The organism is Comamonas thiooxydans, assembly GCF_002157685.2.
Classification (GTDB): Bacteria; Pseudomonadota; Gammaproteobacteria; order Burkholderiales; family Burkholderiaceae_C; genus Comamonas; species Comamonas testosteroni_H.
In genome coordinates this window covers 637066-651583 of sequence record NZ_AP026738.1, presented here as the reverse complement: position 1 = coordinate 651583, position 14518 = coordinate 637066, and the positions used below count along the sequence as shown (strand labels likewise).

Sequence of the window (14518 nt, the reverse complement as noted above, 5' to 3'; positions counted from 1 at the left end):
CGCCCCGCAAGGGGCGTTTTTCATGGGCAAGCCAGGATGGCTGCATGCATGCCAGGGCATGCCGGCTTCAGCGCCGGGATGTGAATGTCGAACCCCTCTGACAGGGTGTTACGAAAAATGCGCACTACGCTGTTAGATTGGCTGGGTTAGCCATCCAGACACATCGCAATGAAAGAAAAAATCAACTTCATTGAGAGGGAGCGCCTCTACCGACATGAACTCAAACGCCGCCGCGTCAAATTTCTACCCATGCAGGTACTGCGTCGGGTCTTCAAGGCCGCAGGAGTCTAGCCAGCGCTGAAGCCAGCCATCCCCCTGCCATGCCAAAAACGAAAAAGCGCTCCCATGGAGCGCTTTTTCGTTTCGGCGAATGGGTGCCGCAAGCACAGACCCAGGATTCATGTGGCTTCCATTCCTTTTCCCATCCGCCCCATTGCATGCCTTCAAGGCTTCGAACTCTCGCTCAACCTTGTCGATGCGCCATCTCAGGCCATCTGCGATCCCGCGAACCCTGCCGCCGTGAAAGCGATCAACTGCTCAATCACCTTTTCCACCGGGTCACTCCGATGCTTGTCATTGAGCATATGGCTGACACGCCCATTGTCTGAGCGGATATACATCATCGCACCATACATGCACTCCAGGCGCCACTGAAACTCCGTCTCACTCAGATGAGGTGTCACGCGACGCAGCAACAAGGCAAACCTCAGAGCGATTTTGTCATACGCCTTGAATACGACCTCTCGGACTTCCTTCAGGGGATCCACCGAACACAGGGCAGCGACCCGGTTGAACGAGGACTCTTCCGAGCCGTATGCAGCGTGCAATGCTGGAGCAATGAACGCCCGAAGCACTTCTTCAATGCTCGGAGGCTCGTTCGCATGACGCTGTTCAAGTTGCGCCAGCAAGGCTTCTCTCTGTGCGTTGACCAGTTGCACGCGCTCTTCGAAAAGAGCCTTGAGCAAACCCAGCTTGTTCTTGAAGTGATAGTGAATCGCCCCCGTATCCACGTCTGCTTCAGCCATCACAGCTCTTAGCGATGTCCCCGCGTAGCCATGCTGCGCAAACAATTTTTCAGCCGCGTACAACATGCGCTGCCTTGCTTGGGCACGTGGCACGTCAACTCCCGAAGAAGTGACTTCCGCCTGTTCGGCTTGGCGCAGGGCAGCCCTTTTCCCCATTACGACTGGAACATCGGAGGCAGTTTTTCTCATGACTGCGAATGATAGTGAGGTCACGTGATCGTCCTCTTGCGTAGTATCCATTTTTGCATCAATATTCATTCAGTCGACTGACTGAATTTAGAAATACAAGGAGACAAACAATGAACATCTGGCGCCATATACCCTCCCTCGTTATGGGGCTCACTTGCCTGGGAGTCGGTTCGCTCCAGGCGCAGGAGAATTTTCCCCATAGGCCACTGACCATCATCAATCCCTGGGCGGCAGGAAGCTCGACCGATGTGATGGCCAGGACTCTGGCGGAGGAGATGCACAAGCAGCTGGGTCAAAGCATCGTCGTGATCTCGCGCGAGGGTGGCTCCGGCGTGATTGGAATGAATGTGCTGGCCCAATCTCCCGCCGACGGCTTGACCATGGCTTTCACCCCCATGACGCCCATCACCATCCAGCCCCACTACGTCAAGGGGCTCAAGCTAAGCCCCGATATCGTGCAACCGCTGTGTGGGGTGACCGAGAACATTCTGGGGGTGAGCGTACGTGCCGACAGCCCCTACAAAACGATCGCGGAGTTGATTGCCGCCGCCAGACAGAAATCACTGAACTACGGCTCTCCCGGCCCCAACTCGGCCCCCTTTCTGGCCATAGATCAGCTCGAGCGAGACCAGAAGCTACAACTCAATCACATCCCATACAAGGGTGATGCGGGTTCCATCCAGGAATTGCTAGCGGGGCGCCTGGACTTTGTCAGCAGCATTGCAGCCTCTGCAGCACCTCAGGTTCGTGCCGGCAAATTGCGGCTGTTGGCCGTTACTTCGGAACATCGTCATCCCGCATTTCCCGATATCCCCACCTTCAAGGAACTGGGCATGAAGGTGCAGGAAGACTCCTTCGCAGGCCTCTTTGTTCCCCGTGGGGTCCCCGAGGCCGCACTGGCAAAGCTGGACGATGCCTGCGCAAAGGCAACCAAGTCCGAATCGGTCAAGCGCATTGCCCAAAGCGGTGATCAGGTCGTGCACTACCAAAGCCGTCAGCAATGGGAAAAGCGGATTGCCACCGAGTTTCGCAAGCAGGGCGAGACAGCCAAGCGCACTGCCAGCACCAACTAACCCATCAATCACAGCCCACTCATGAGCAAATCCACCACTCTGGCGCCCATTCGCCGCGTAGTCACTGCCAATGATGCGCAAGGACGCTCCTATCTGGCCGAAGACGGCCCATCGCCTGCAATCCGCTTCGTGCCGGAACGTCCCGGATATCGCATCACCAATCTATGGCGAACTGATGCGGCCCCTGCAAACATTGGCTCACCCGACACCATTCATCTGCACCAGGGCGTTGCGCCCCCGCCGCTTGGTACCGTGCTGCGCATTCTGGATATTCCTGCCGAACCCGCCGATCCCCAGGAGCTTCAAGATGCTTTGAATGCGACGTTTTCACGCATGTATGGCGATGCGCATCGAAACGTTCAGCCCGGCGAGCACCCTGGCATGCATCGCACGGACTCCGTGGACTATGCGCTCATGCTGGAAGGAGAGCTGATTGCCATCATGGATAAGGAAGAGACCGTGCTACGGGCGGGCGATGTTCTGATTCAGCGTGGAACAAATCATGCCTGGGCCAACCGCTCTGGCAAGCCTGCTCGCATTGCCTTTGTGCTGGTTGCAGGCACCGGCGCAAATTGAGAGGCTGCCAGTCGCACACGAACATGCGGATGTCGATGCTTGAGGCTGGTTGGCGAACACCAGACGTTCCTGAACCGGCCCGATGGCAGGCCGAAGCTTCATCTGCCGAGCGCATCCAACACCCAATAGAAAAAGCGCTCCAACGAGCGCTTTTTCATCGCATTGAGAATGCTGCCGAGATCAGTTTCACCTGAATTTCATCGAGAAAAACTTTCCCGAGTCACCTGAAGCTGCGACTTTAGCCAGGAAAGTTTCGTGGCAGAGGTCTTCTGCTTACTCCACCGTGACCGACTTGGCCAGGTTGCGCGGCTTGTCCACATCAGTGCCGCGAGCCACCGCCGTGTGATAAGCCAGCAACTGCAGCGGCACCACATGCAGGATGGGGCTCAGGGCACCATAGTTCTCGGGCATGCGAATCACATGCATGCCTTCGCTGCTTTCGATATTGGTCTTGGCATCGGCCAGCACATAAAGGACGCCGCCGCGGGCACGCACTTCCTGCATATTGCTCTTGAGCTTTTCCAGCAGTTCGTCGTTGGGCGCCACGGTGACCACAGGCATCTGGCTGTCCACCAGCGCCAGCGGGCCATGCTTGAGCTCGCCGGCGGGATAGGCCTCGGCGTGGATGTAGCTGATTTCCTTGAGCTTGAGTGCGCCTTCCAGAGCGATGGGGTAGTGAATGCCGCGACCCAGGAACAGTGCGTTTTCCTTCTTCGCAAAGTCCTCGGCCCAGCTGATGATCTGCGGCTCCAGTGCCAGCACGGATTGCAGGGCCACGGGAAGATGGCGCATGGCCGTCAGATACTGCTGCTCCTTCTCTTCCGCCAAGCGTCCCTTAGACTGTGCCAGCGCCAGCGTCAGCAGGAACAGGCCGGCCAGCTGCGTGGTGAAGGCCTTGGTCGATGCCACGCCGATTTCCACGCCGGCGCGCGTGATATAGGCCAGCTCGCACTCGCGCACCATGGCGCTGGTGGCCACATTGCAGATGGTCAGGCTGTGCTTCATGCCCAGGCTCTGGGCATGGCGCAGGGCCGCCAATGTATCGGCCGTCTCGCCCGACTGGCTGATGGTCACGATCAGCGTCTTGGGATCGGGCACGCTGGTGCGGTAGCGGTACTCGCTGGCCACTTCCACATTGCAGGGGATGCCGGCAATCGCCTCTATCCAGTACTTGGCCGTGCAGCCGCTGTAATAGCTGGTGCCGCAGGCCAGGATCAGGACCCGGTCGATCTCCTTGAACACGCGCCAGGCCGCCGCGCCGGTCTTGCCTTCCGAAGTGACCCCGTCAAACAGCTCGGGGGCAATGTTCTTCAGGCCTTCCAGCGTATCGCCCAAAGCGCGCGGCTGCTCGAAGATTTCCTTTTGCATGTAGTGGCGATAAGGGCCCAGTTCGGCTGCGCCGCTGTGCGCCATCACGGTTCTGACCGGGCGCTGCTGCTCGGTCAGGCGCTCGCCGCTCTTGCTGATGACCCAGTAGCGTCCTGGCTGCAGGTCGATCAGATCGCCCTCTTCCAAGTAGACGATCTGGTCGGTCACACCCGCCAGCGCCATTGCATCGCTGGCCAGGAAATGTTCCGCGCCGTCTTTGCCCACACCCAGAATCAGCGGTGAGCCGGCACGAGCGCCCACCACACGACGAGGTTCATCCCGGTGCATCACGCCAATCGCGTAGGCGCCATGCAGGCGAGCCGTTGCGGCTTGCACGGCCTCGAAAAGATCACCGTTGTAGAGGCTGTCCACCAGGTGAGCAATGACCTCGGTGTCGGTCTGGCTGGCAAATACATAGCCCTTGGCCTGCAACTCGGCACGCAGGGCTTCGTAGTTCTCGATGATGCCGTTGTGCACCAGGGCCACGCGTGCCGGCGCATCGGCATCGGCGACGGGCGAGATGCCGGGACCATGGCTGAAGTGGGGATGGGCATTGCGTACGGCAGGCTCGCCGTGCGTGGCCCAGCGGGTATGGGCAATGCCGGTGAAACCTTCCACATGCTCTGTCTTGACCTGCTCCATCAACTCGGCCACGCGGGCTGTGGAGCGCGCACGCTGCAAGCCCAGGCTCAAGCCGCTGGCATCCGCTGCCTGTACAGCCACACCACAGGAGTCATAACCACGATACTCCAGCCGCTGCAGACCCTGGACCAGAACCGGAACGATATTGCGATGAGACACCGCAGCAACAATGCCACACATAGAGGTACACCTTAGGTTGTTTGAGCGAGCATGCTAGCGGTTGCAATGAAAAATTTTCAATCAATAAAAAATTAAAAATGATTGGAAATTTCACGAATACGGCAGTTTGTTTTTTTATTCAATAAAATACATATAAATGAATGAAAATTCCATCAATCTGGACCATATCGACCTCCAGCTGTTACAGCAATTGCAGCTGGATGCCAGCCTGAGCAACCAGGCCCTGGCCCGGCATCTCGATCTGTCTGCCCCTACCTGCCTGCGTCGCGTCAAACGCCTGCAGGAGCTGGGCCTGATCGAGAAACAAGTCGCCATCCTGAGCAGCGAACACATCGCCCGCCTCACCGGTCATGGCCTGCAGGCCATTGTGGAAGTCTCGCTGGACCGGCAAGACAGCAGCTCACTGCTGCAATTCGAGCACAAAGCCGTGGCCGAACCCGGCGTGCAGCAATGCTGGCGCGTTTCGCCGGGTCCCGACTTCATCCTCATCATTGCCACCATCGATATGCCTGCCTACCTGGCATTGAGCCAGAAGCTGTTCACGCAGGATGCCAATGTGCGCAATGTCAAAGCCTTCTTCAGCATCAAGCGCGCCAAATTCAGTACCGAACTGCCCTTGCCCATCGCCAATCATTAGGGACTTGCACGCCCTTATTCTTGAACCGCCATGTGTGGCGCGGATGCCGCGCAAGCCCCTCAATATTTGATACAAATTGTATTAATTAGATTATTCTCGCAACCTTGACTTAAGCCAATTCCACCAGATGCCCTTGCATCGAGATATTCACCGCCGGACCTACCCTCTGCGCGCCTCTTATATGGCACTGGGCGGAGCGGTGGTGGCTGCGAGCCTGTCATATCTCCCGACCAATCTCGCCTGGTGGGCATTCACGACGGTCAGTGCGCTGGTATGGCCGCATATTGCTTTTTTGCATTCAAGCCGGCAACAGGATCAGTTCCATGCGGAGTATTTCAATTCTCTGATAGATGCGCTGATCGTCGGCTGCTGGATTTCTCTGATGCACTGGAGCCTGCTGCCCAGCATCTGCATACTGGCCATCGGCGTGGCCGACCGCTTCTATACCGGTTTGAAGCGCCGCTGGCTGCCCTCCTTGATCGCGCTGCTGTGCGGCATGCTGTTCATGAGCATCGCCATAACACCCACCCCGCAGTGGGACGCACCACTGGCGGTGCAGCTCAGCCTGCTGCCGCTGATCATTTTGCACAGCGCCTATGCAAGCTGGTCCAACAGCCGAATGCTCAAGACTCTGGCCAGGCAGAACCTGCAGCTCAAGTTACTGGGGCGCATTGACCCGCTGACCACGGTATACAGCCGCGATTACTGGTGGAAAAAAGCCCGTGCCGCGCTGCACCAGCACCGCACCGTCAAGGAGCAGACCTGCCTGCTGGTGATTGACATTGACCGTTTCAAAAGCGTGAATGATCTGTACGGCCATATTGTGGGCGACGAAGTTTTGAAAATGATCGGGCTGGCGATTAGAAACAGCCTGCGCAGCAACGATATTGCAGGGCGCTACGGCGGCGATGAATTCACCGTGCTTTGCAAGCACACCACGGCCAAGGAGGCATATTCGGTCGCCATGCGTATTTGCGAAAAGATTGCTCAGATACGCATTCGTGAATATCCACAGCTGCACATCAGTGCGAGTATCGGCGTTGCGGCAGCCGATGAAGGTTTTGGCTCGGTGACCGAGTGGATAAAAGCGGCCGACAGTGCGCTTTACAGCGCCAAGAGCGGCGGGCGCGACCAGGTGATGGATGCCACGCAGCAACCCGAGCGGCAGCACAGTCCCTCGACCATGCCCATGCGACCGGAATCCACGCGAATCAGCCCGGCGAGCGCCGAGCAGGAGAGCCTGGACCGCAACGTGGTCTGACCACTCAGGGCAGGCAGGTGGGCCAATGCATCTGCAACTGGCATCCCGCATTGAGCTGGGCTTGAATTTCCGCCTCGCCGCCATGGCGGCGGCAGACATCTCGTACCAGCGCCAGGCCAATACCAAGGCCCTCGAACTCGGCCTCGCGATGCATGCGCTGAAAGACGCCAAACAGCTTGCCTGACCGCGCCTGCTCGAAGCCGGCGCCGTTGTCGGCCACTGTGATGAAGCAGCCGCCTTGCCCGTCGCGCTGCACATCGACCTGAATGCGCGCCAGCGGCACGGTTCGCGTGAACTTGACGGCATTGGCGAGAGCTGCGTCCAAAGCCTGTTCCAGCAGATGCGGATCGGCCTGCAGCTTTGGAGCCGCAACAGGCAGACACCACTCTATGCGCCGGCCTTGTGCGCCCGCCTGCAGACGCTGGCGCAGACTGCCCAGTAAGGCCAGCAAGTCCACGGGCTGCGGCTGCAGCACATGGCGCTGGGCCCGCGCCAGCTGCAGCAAGCCTTCGAACATGGCCGCCATGCGCTGGGCAGACTGGTCCATGGTCTGCAAAAAGCTGCGCGCCTCTTCCAGGTCCTCGACACCAGGGCTGGGAGACTGCAGCAATTCGGCAATCAGCGGGTTGAAAGCCAGCAGATGGCGCAGCGGGGCCCGCAGATCATGCGAGACCGCATGCACCCATTCCTGCTGGGCCGCGCGCAAGGCGGCCAGTTCGGCCTCGCGCCTGACCAGCAGCGCCAGCGCCTCGTCCAGAGTCCGAGGCACCTTGCTTTCAACAACTTGCTGCATGGGTTCCATCAGGCTTTGGGCAGCTTTTCGGGGCGCTTCCAGTTGCGGATGCTGACCTGCCTGCCGCGTCCTACCGTCAAGGCACCGACCTCGGTGTTCTTGGTCACGGTGGAGCCACCGCCCACCGTGCCGCCGGCGGCAATGGTCACGGGAGCCACCAGCACGCAGTTGCTGCCGATATGCACATCGGCCTCGATCACGGTGCGATGCTTGTTCACACCGTCATAGTTGGCCGTGATGCTGCCTGCACCATAGTTCACGCGCTCGCCCACCGTGGCATCACCCAGATAGGCCAGGTGATTGGCCTTGGCGCCGTCGGCCAGGGTCGAGTTCTTCACTTCCACGAAGTTGCCGATATGCACTTCGCGGCCCAGCCTGGCGCCGGGGCGCAGGCGGGCAAACGGGCCGACCAGCGCGCCCTGCCCCACTTCCACGCCGGCCTTCTCGCCATCGATGTGCGTGAAGGGGTGGATCACGGCATCGTCGGCAATGCTCACATTGCTGAGATGGCAGTTGGCCCCGATCCTGGCGCCGGCTCCAATCGTCACCTTGCCGGCAAAGATGCAGTTCACGTCGATTTCCACATCCTGGCCGCAGCTCAGGCTGGCCTTGGTGCCACGGGCATCGTCACGCAGGTCGAAGCGCGCAGGATCGGCCATGCGCACGCCCTGCTCCATCAGCTGGCGCGCCTGGCGCAACTGGTGGGCGCGCTCCAGTTCTGCCAGTTGCAGCGGGCTGTTGACGCCCGCCACCTGCAGGGCATCGGCAATGCGGTGACCCACCACAGGCACGCCGTCGGCCACAGCCATGGCGACGATATCGGTCAGGTAGTACTCGCCCTGGGCATTGTTGTTGTCGAGCTTTGCAAGCCAGGCCGTCAGATGCCTGGCTGGCACGGCCATGATGCCGCTGTAGATCTCGGTGATGGCGCGCTCGGCTTCGCTGGCGTCCTTTTGCTCGACGATGCGCTGCACCGTGCCGGCATCGTTGCGCACGATGCGGCCGTAGCCCGAGGGGTCAGCCATGCTCACAGTGAGCAGCGCCATCTTGTCGCTGCCGGCGGCATCGAGCAGACCTTGCAGCGTATCGGCCTGGGTCAGCGGCACATCGCCCGACAGCACCACGACCAGGCCATCGTCCTTGAGCGCAGGCACGGCCTGCTGCACGGCATGGCCGGTTCCCAGCTGTGGCTCCTGACGCACAAACTTCAGGTCCATTGCACCATTGGCGCCATCCGCGCCATTGGCAGCGGCGATGGCAGCTTCCACTTCCGCAGCACCATGGCCAGTCACCACTACAGCCGAGCGCGCCTTGAGCTGCGCAGCAGTATCCAGCACATGCTGCAACAGGGCACGACCGGCCAGCTTTTGCAGCACCTTGGGATGGCGGCTTTTCATACGGGTGCCTTTGCCGGCGGCCATGACGACGATGTCCAGAGGTGCAGTCATATTGATTTGTGGGATGAAAACCGCCTGATTATCGACCCATAGCCGTGGTCGGCAACTGCAAGCGCAGGCAACAGTCGCCGCAAACACCTTATGCTTGCCCTGCCATGCCTCATGCAACCACCAGCCCCACTCCGCTGCTTCGCACCCGCGCCGTCGGCGCCGGCCATCTGCGCGCCTTTCTGGCCGTAGCCCGACACCTGAACTTTCGTGCTGCGGCGGACGAGCTGGCACTGACCCAGTCTGCCGTCAGCCGCCAGATCCAGTCGCTGGAAGACGAGGTGGGCATCCCGCTGTTCCTGCGCCATTCGCGCGCCGTGGAGCTGACGGGTGCCGGCGCCCAGCTGCTGCATGCCGTGCAGCCTGCATTGGAATCGATCGACGCCACCGTGCGCCAGATCCGCCAGACCGTGGGCCGCAAGAGCGTGGCCATCACCACCTGGGCCAGCTTTGCCGCCATGTGGCTGATTCCGCGCCTGGAGGCTTTCCAGCGCGCCTATCCCGATATCGACATTCGCATAGACACCGGCGACGCCGTGGTGGATCTGGAAACCACCGATGTGGACCTGGCCATACGCTACAGCGCCGGCGTCTCCGATGCCGCGGCAAAGGCCCTGTTTGGCGAAGAACTGGTGCTGGTCGCAAGCCCAGCCCTGCTCAATAGCGGCCCCGCCGTGCACAGCCCCGCCGATGCGGCCCAATACACCTTGATTGAAACCGGCGACGTGCACCGCATGCCCCAGCTGGAGTGGCTGAGCTGGCAGCGCTGGTTTGCCGCCAACGGCTGCGACCAGCTGCAGCCGCCGCGCTGGCTGTACTTCAACTACGCCCACCAGATCGTGCAAGCCGCGCTGGCGGGCCAGGGTCTGGCCATCGCGCGCCTGCCGCTGGTGGCCGATGCGCTGGCGGCCGGCAGCCTGATCGAGGTATTGCCCGAGCATCGCCTGGCGTCGCCTCTGTCGTACTGGCTGCTGCAAGGCCCGCGAAGCAGTGAGCGGCCCGAAGTGCAGGCCTTCTGCCAATGGCTGATGGAACAAGCCCGCCAGACGCGCGACGCCATGCAGGGCGCGAACCAGCAGACTCAATAAGAAAGAGAGCTGCTTACGCATGACCTACATCGGTTTCAAATACAAAGTGATTTGAAACGTAGATGTATCAAGCGTAAGAAGCTCTCATTTTGATGGCTGATGCATTCACCAAACCATGTCGGCAAGGACTGGGCCTTGCCGTATTGCGCGGCGCTCAGCTCAGCGTGACACGCGCAAACTTGCGCTTGCCCACCTGCAGCACAAAGGTGCCGGCATCCAGCTTCAGTGCGCGGTCGCTGATGACGCTGCCGTCGATGCGCACGCCACCGCCATCGATCAGGCGGTTGGCTTCGCCGGTTGATGCAGCCAGATTGGCCTGCTTGACCAGCGCACCAATGCCCAGCGGAGCGCCGGACAGGCTGATTTCAGGGATGTCATCGGGAATGCCGCCCTTGGAACGGTTGATGAAATCCTGCTCGGCCGCATCGGCGGCTTCGGCGCTGTGGAAGCGCGCGGTGATCTCCTTGGCCAGAGCCACCTTGGCATGCTTGGGATTGCCGCCGGCCTCGATCTCGGCCTTGAGCGCGGCGATCTCGGCCAGGCTCTTGAAGGACAGCAGGGTGTACCAGTCCCACATCAGCTCGTCCGAGATCGACAGCACCTTGGCGAACATGGTGTTGGCGTCCTCGGTGATGCCGATGTAGTTGTTCTTGGACTTGGACATCTTGTGCACGCCATCCAGACCCACCAGCAGCGGCATGGTGAGCACACACTGCTGCTCCTGACCGTACTCGGCCTGCAGATGCCTGCCCATCATCAGATTGAACTTCTGATCGGTGCCGCCCAGCTCCAGGTCGGACTTGAGCGCCACCGAGTCATAGCCCTGCAGCAGCGGGTAGAGAAACTCGTGCAGGCTGATGGAGCTGCCGTCGGTGAAACGCGTATGGAAATCGTTGCGCTCCATCATGCGCGCCACCGTGTACTTGGCCGACAGCTGGATCATGCCGCGCGCGCCCAGCTGGTCGCACCACTCGCTGTTGTAGCGCACCTCGGTCCTGGCCGGGTCCAGCACCTTGGCGGCCTGGGTGTAATAAGTCTCGGCATTGACCTTGATCTGCTCGGCCGTCAGCGGCGGGCGCGTGGAGTTGCGGCCCGAAGGGTCGCCGATCAGCGTGGTGAAGTCGCCTATCAGGAAGATCACCTGATGGCCCAGATCCTGCAGCTGGCGCATCTTGTTGAGCACCACGGTATGGCCCAGGTGAATGTCGGGAGCTGTCGGGTCCAGACCCAGCTTGATTCGCAGGGGCACGCCGGTGGCTTCGGACCTGGCCAGCTTCTGGACCCACTCGTCCTTGGGCAGCAGCTCATCGACTCCACGCAGAGTGACTTCCAGCGCCTGGTTCACTCTGTCGGTCACGGGGAAACTTGTAACAGCAGATTGATTCATAAGGGTTTTTCGGCAGGCGAGGTAGGACGCGGCCGATATACTTGGAGGTTTGGTGTTACGGTCAATTCTAGACTGCTCCCTCATAAAGACCTCTTTGGATGGACTTATGGCACGGTAGAGCTGCTGGAGACGTGTCAGTCGTAACAAATACCAACTCCACCGACACGCTTTCCCAAGGATTTGATGTTTTGATGACTGGCTTGAAAAATGCCGGCGGTGCTCTGCTTGCGCGGCTGACATCGGCTCTGCAAAAACACCCCAAGCGCGCCACGGCGGCGCTGGCGACGGTTTTGCTGACCGGTGGCAGTGGCGCCTTCGCAGTGGCCAGCCTGGGTCCCGACCCCGCCGACCTCCCCGTACGTACACTGACCGAACCCGTCACCTCCCTGGCCGCCGGCCAGGATCTGGCCGATCTGACGGATCTGCAGTCCTTCTCCCTCTACCGTTCCGAATACACCCGCAGCAACGACACCACCGAGTCGCTGCTGCAGCGCCTTGGCATTGCCGACCCGCAGGCCGCAGCCTTCATGCGCAGCAACGAAGCCGTGCGCCAGAACGTGCTGGGCCGCGCCGGCCGCCTGGTGTCAGCAGAGACCACGCCCGACCAGCAGCTGAGCCAGCTGACCGTGCGCTGGGCTCCCAGCGAAGACGGCAGCTTTCAGCGCCTGACCGTGGAACGCGTGGATGGCAAGCTGCAATCCAAGATTGAGACCGGCAAACTCACGGCCAGCCCGCGTCTGGCAGGTGGCGTGATTCGCTCCTCCTTCTTCGCCGCCACGGATGCATCCGACATTCCCGACAGCGTCTCCATGCAGATGGCAGACATTTTCCAGGGCGAGCTGGACTTCCGCCGCGGCCTGCGCAAGGGCGACCGCTTTGCCGTGGTCTATGAATCGCTGGAAGCCGATGGCGAGCCTCTGCGTGCCGGCCGCGTGCTGAGCACCGAGTTCTACAACAATGGCAAGTCGCATCAGGCCATGTGGTTCCAGGAAGCAGGCAAGAAGGGCGCCTACTACACGCTGGACGGCAAGAGCCTGCGCCAGGCCTATCTGAACTACCCCGTGGAGTTCTCGCGCATCAGCAGCGGCTTCTCCATGCGCGTCCACCCCATCCAGAAAACCTGGCGCGCGCATCTGGGCACCGACTTTGCAGCCCCTACGGGCACCAAGGTGCGCACCGTGGGCGACGGCGTCGTGTCCTTTGCCGGCGTGCAGAACGGTTACGGCAATGTGATCTTTGTCGATCACGCCAACCAGCACACCACCGTGTACGCCCACCTGAGCCGCATCGACGTCAAACGCGGTCAACGCGTGGACCAGGGCGACATCATCGGTGCCGTGGGCTCCACGGGCTGGGCCACCGGCCCTCATCTGCACTTCGAGTTCCGCGACAAGGGCGAGCAGCGCGACCCGCTGACCATTGCCCAGATCACCGATACGGCCCAGCCCATCTCCAAGGCCGCCCGCTCGGCCTTCGAGCAGCAAGCCGCACAGATGCGCATCGAGCTCAACGCCGGCACGCAGTCGTTCGCCTTGGCCAGCACGCGCTGATCCACCGCTGCGACACAACCTGAGGGCTGCAAATTGCAGCCCTTTTTCATTTCCGCATCAGGATCGTTTGCAGCGACCGCCAGGAAAGCCGCAAACGCTACAGCTAAGATAGTAAAACCGTACGCCTACCTTCCGATCTGCCATGCCCAATGCCATTGAACAAGCCGCCCAAAGCCCCCTCTATATCGGCCTGATGTCCGGCACCTCGCTGGACGGCGTCGACGGGGTTCTCGTGGACTTCAGCCAGGGAACGCGAGTGCTGCAACATGCCAGCTGCGGCTTCGACGCGGCATTGCGTGCAGAGCTGCTGGCCCTCAATGCCGCCGGCGGCCAGGATGAACTGCATCGCGCCGCCCTGGCCGCCAATGCACTGGTACGCCACTATGCGCAGGTGGTGCAGCAACTGCTGACTGCAGCCGGCGTACGGGCCGGACAGATCGCGGCCATAGGCGCCCATGGCCAGACCGTGCGCCACCGTCCGCAGATGTTCGATGGCACGGGCTATACGCTGCAGCTCAACAACCCCGCCCTGCTGGCGGAGCTGACCGGCATCACCGTCGTCGCGGACCTGCGCAGCCGCGATGTGGCGGCGGGCGGTCAGGGTGCACCGCTGGTGCCTGCCTTTCACCAAAGCGTGTTCGGCAGGCCCGCTGAAACCGCACTGGTGCTCAATATCGGCGGCATTGCCAATCTCAGCGTGCTGGGTGCCGACGGCTCGGTGCTCGGCTTCGATACCGGCACCGGCAATGCGCTGATGGACGGCTGGTGCCTGCAACATACCGGCAAGAGCTATGACGAGGGCGGCCGGTGGGCGGCCAGCGGCAAGGCCCTGCCCGAGCTGCTGGCCGCCATGCTGGGCGATCCCTATCTGGCCCAGCAGCCGCCCAAGAGCACGGGGCGCGATCTGTTTCATGCCGAGTGGCTGGAGCGGCATCTGCAGCAGCATGCGGCGCAGGCCGCCGCAGTCGATGTACAGGCGACCCTGGCCGAATTCACGGCCGCCAGCTGCGCCCATGCCGTGCAGCGTTTCGGCAGGGGCGGCACCGAACTGCTTGTCTGCGGCGGCGGCGCACTGAACACCTATCTGATGCAACGCCTGGCCGCCCTGCTGCCGGGCGTGAAGGTAGCCTCCACGGCAGAGCGCGGCCTGCCCCCGCTCGAAGTGGAAGCAGCCGCCTTTGCCTGGCTGGCACGCCAATGCCTGCTGGGCCTGCCCGGCAATCTGGCCAGCGTGACGGGCGCCAGCGGCCCGCGCATTCTGGGCGCCATCCACCCCGCTTGAAGCTCTGGCCGCCGGCCCGCTT

At 61.3% G+C, this 14518-nt stretch carries 12 protein-coding genes; 7 read left to right on the top strand and 5 right to left on the bottom strand.

Annotated elements, in window-relative coordinates; genetic code table 11:
- Nucleotides 1-485: 485 nt before the first annotated feature.
- Nucleotides 486-1283, bottom strand: coding sequence for a TetR/AcrR family transcriptional regulator (locus tag CTR2_RS02955; RefSeq protein WP_254913458.1), 798 nt, complete (start codon nt 1281-1283; stop codon nt 486-488).
- A gap of 41 nt (nt 1284-1324) precedes the next feature.
- On the opposite strand from CTR2_RS02955, the gene CTR2_RS02950 reads away from it, so the two are divergent.
- Both CTR2_RS02950 and CTR2_RS02945 read left to right on the top strand, forming a co-directional pair.
- On the top strand, nt 1325-2287 hold the full coding sequence (locus tag CTR2_RS02950) for a tripartite tricarboxylate transporter substrate binding protein (RefSeq protein ID WP_087085142.1): 963 nt from the start codon (nt 1325-1327) through the stop codon (nt 2285-2287).
- 21 nt (nt 2288-2308) lie between these two features.
- Nucleotides 2309-2863, top strand: a complete 555-nt coding sequence (locus CTR2_RS02945; protein ID WP_087085143.1) for a cupin domain-containing protein — start codon at nt 2309-2311, stop codon at nt 2861-2863.
- Nucleotides 2864-3136: 273 nt separating this feature from the next.
- Here CTR2_RS02945 and glmS read toward each other — a convergent pair whose 3' ends face one another.
- Nucleotides 3137-5053, bottom strand: coding sequence for a glutamine--fructose-6-phosphate transaminase (isomerizing) (gene glmS / locus CTR2_RS02940; RefSeq protein WP_087085144.1), 1917 nt, complete (start codon nt 5051-5053; stop codon nt 3137-3139).
- A gap of 136 nt (nt 5054-5189) precedes the next feature.
- Here glmS and CTR2_RS02935 point away from each other — a divergent pair, with 136 nt between their 5' ends.
- Both CTR2_RS02935 and CTR2_RS02930 read left to right on the top strand, forming a co-directional pair.
- Nucleotides 5190-5690 carry an Lrp/AsnC family transcriptional regulator gene (locus CTR2_RS02935; RefSeq protein WP_087085145.1) on the top strand — a complete coding sequence of 167 codons (501 nt, stop codon included), beginning with the start codon at nt 5190-5192 and terminating at the stop codon, nt 5688-5690.
- Between the two features lie 127 nt (nt 5691-5817).
- Nucleotides 5818-6951, top strand: coding sequence for a sensor domain-containing diguanylate cyclase (locus tag CTR2_RS02930; protein WP_087085146.1), 1134 nt, complete (start codon nt 5818-5820; stop codon nt 6949-6951).
- 4 nt (nt 6952-6955) lie between these two features.
- Here the strand turns inward: CTR2_RS02930 and CTR2_RS02925 are convergent, their stop codons facing one another.
- Both CTR2_RS02925 and glmU read right to left on the bottom strand, forming a co-directional pair.
- The gene (locus CTR2_RS02925) at nt 6956-7753 is read right to left on the bottom strand and encodes a sensor histidine kinase (RefSeq protein WP_087085147.1); all 798 of its coding nucleotides are present in this window, start codon (nt 7751-7753) and stop codon (nt 6956-6958) included.
- Nucleotides 7753-9192 (bottom strand): bifunctional UDP-N-acetylglucosamine diphosphorylase/glucosamine-1-phosphate N-acetyltransferase GlmU, encoded by a 1440-nt coding sequence (gene glmU, locus CTR2_RS02920; protein WP_087085148.1) that lies wholly within the window; start codon nt 9190-9192, stop codon nt 7753-7755. Before glmU ends, CTR2_RS02925 begins: the two co-directional genes overlap by 1 nt.
- A gap of 104 nt (nt 9193-9296) precedes the next feature.
- Here glmU and CTR2_RS02915 point away from each other — a divergent pair, with 104 nt between their 5' ends.
- Entirely contained in the window at nt 9297-10277 is a 981-nt protein-coding gene (locus CTR2_RS02915; protein ID WP_087085267.1) for a LysR substrate-binding domain-containing protein, read from the top strand.
- A gap of 154 nt (nt 10278-10431) precedes the next feature.
- Here the strand turns inward: CTR2_RS02915 and tyrS are convergent, their stop codons facing one another.
- Nucleotides 10432-11664: a tyrosine--tRNA ligase gene (tyrS, locus tag CTR2_RS02910; protein WP_087085149.1), complete on the bottom strand. Its 1233-nt coding sequence runs from the start codon at nt 11662-11664 to the stop codon at nt 10432-10434.
- Between the two features lie 191 nt (nt 11665-11855).
- Here tyrS and CTR2_RS02905 point away from each other — a divergent pair, with 191 nt between their 5' ends.
- Both CTR2_RS02905 and CTR2_RS02900 read left to right on the top strand, forming a co-directional pair.
- Nucleotides 11856-13214 carry a M23 family metallopeptidase gene (locus CTR2_RS02905; protein WP_087085150.1) on the top strand — a complete coding sequence of 453 codons (1359 nt, stop codon included), beginning with the start codon at nt 11856-11858 and terminating at the stop codon, nt 13212-13214.
- A 142-nt stretch (nt 13215-13356) separates the two neighbouring features.
- A complete protein-coding gene (locus CTR2_RS02900) occupies nt 13357-14496 on the top strand; it encodes an anhydro-N-acetylmuramic acid kinase (RefSeq protein WP_087085151.1) in 1140 nt (379 codons plus the stop codon).
- The last annotated feature ends 22 nt before the right edge of the window (nt 14497-14518 follow it).

Coding starts and splice junctions, on each gene's coding strand:
- CTR2_RS02930 (WP_087085146.1), top strand. CDS start 5,818: ATGCCCTTGCATCGAGATATTCACCGCCGGACCTACCCTCTGCGCGCC.
- CTR2_RS02950 (WP_087085142.1), top strand. CDS start 1,325: ATGAACATCTGGCGCCATATACCCTCCCTCGTTATGGGGCTCACTTGC.
- CTR2_RS02925 (WP_087085147.1), bottom strand. CDS start 7,753: ATGGAACCCATGCAGCAAGTTGTTGAAAGCAAGGTGCCTCGGACTCTG.
- CTR2_RS02900 (WP_087085151.1), top strand. CDS start 13,357: ATGCCCAATGCCATTGAACAAGCCGCCCAAAGCCCCCTCTATATCGGC.
- CTR2_RS02945 (WP_087085143.1), top strand. CDS start 2,309: ATGAGCAAATCCACCACTCTGGCGCCCATTCGCCGCGTAGTCACTGCC.
- CTR2_RS02935 (WP_087085145.1), top strand. CDS start 5,190: ATGAATGAAAATTCCATCAATCTGGACCATATCGACCTCCAGCTGTTA.
- glmS (WP_087085144.1), bottom strand. CDS start 5,053: ATGTGTGGCATTGTTGCTGCGGTGTCTCATCGCAATATCGTTCCGGTT.
- CTR2_RS02955 (WP_254913458.1), bottom strand. CDS start 1,283: ATGAATATTGATGCAAAAATGGATACTACGCAAGAGGACGATCACGTG.
- glmU (WP_087085148.1), bottom strand. CDS start 9,192: ATGACTGCACCTCTGGACATCGTCGTCATGGCCGCCGGCAAAGGCACC.
- tyrS (WP_087085149.1), bottom strand. CDS start 11,664: ATGAATCAATCTGCTGTTACAAGTTTCCCCGTGACCGACAGAGTGAAC.
- CTR2_RS02915 (WP_087085267.1), top strand. CDS start 9,297: ATGCCTCATGCAACCACCAGCCCCACTCCGCTGCTTCGCACCCGCGCC.
- CTR2_RS02905 (WP_087085150.1), top strand. CDS start 11,856: ATGACTGGCTTGAAAAATGCCGGCGGTGCTCTGCTTGCGCGGCTGACA.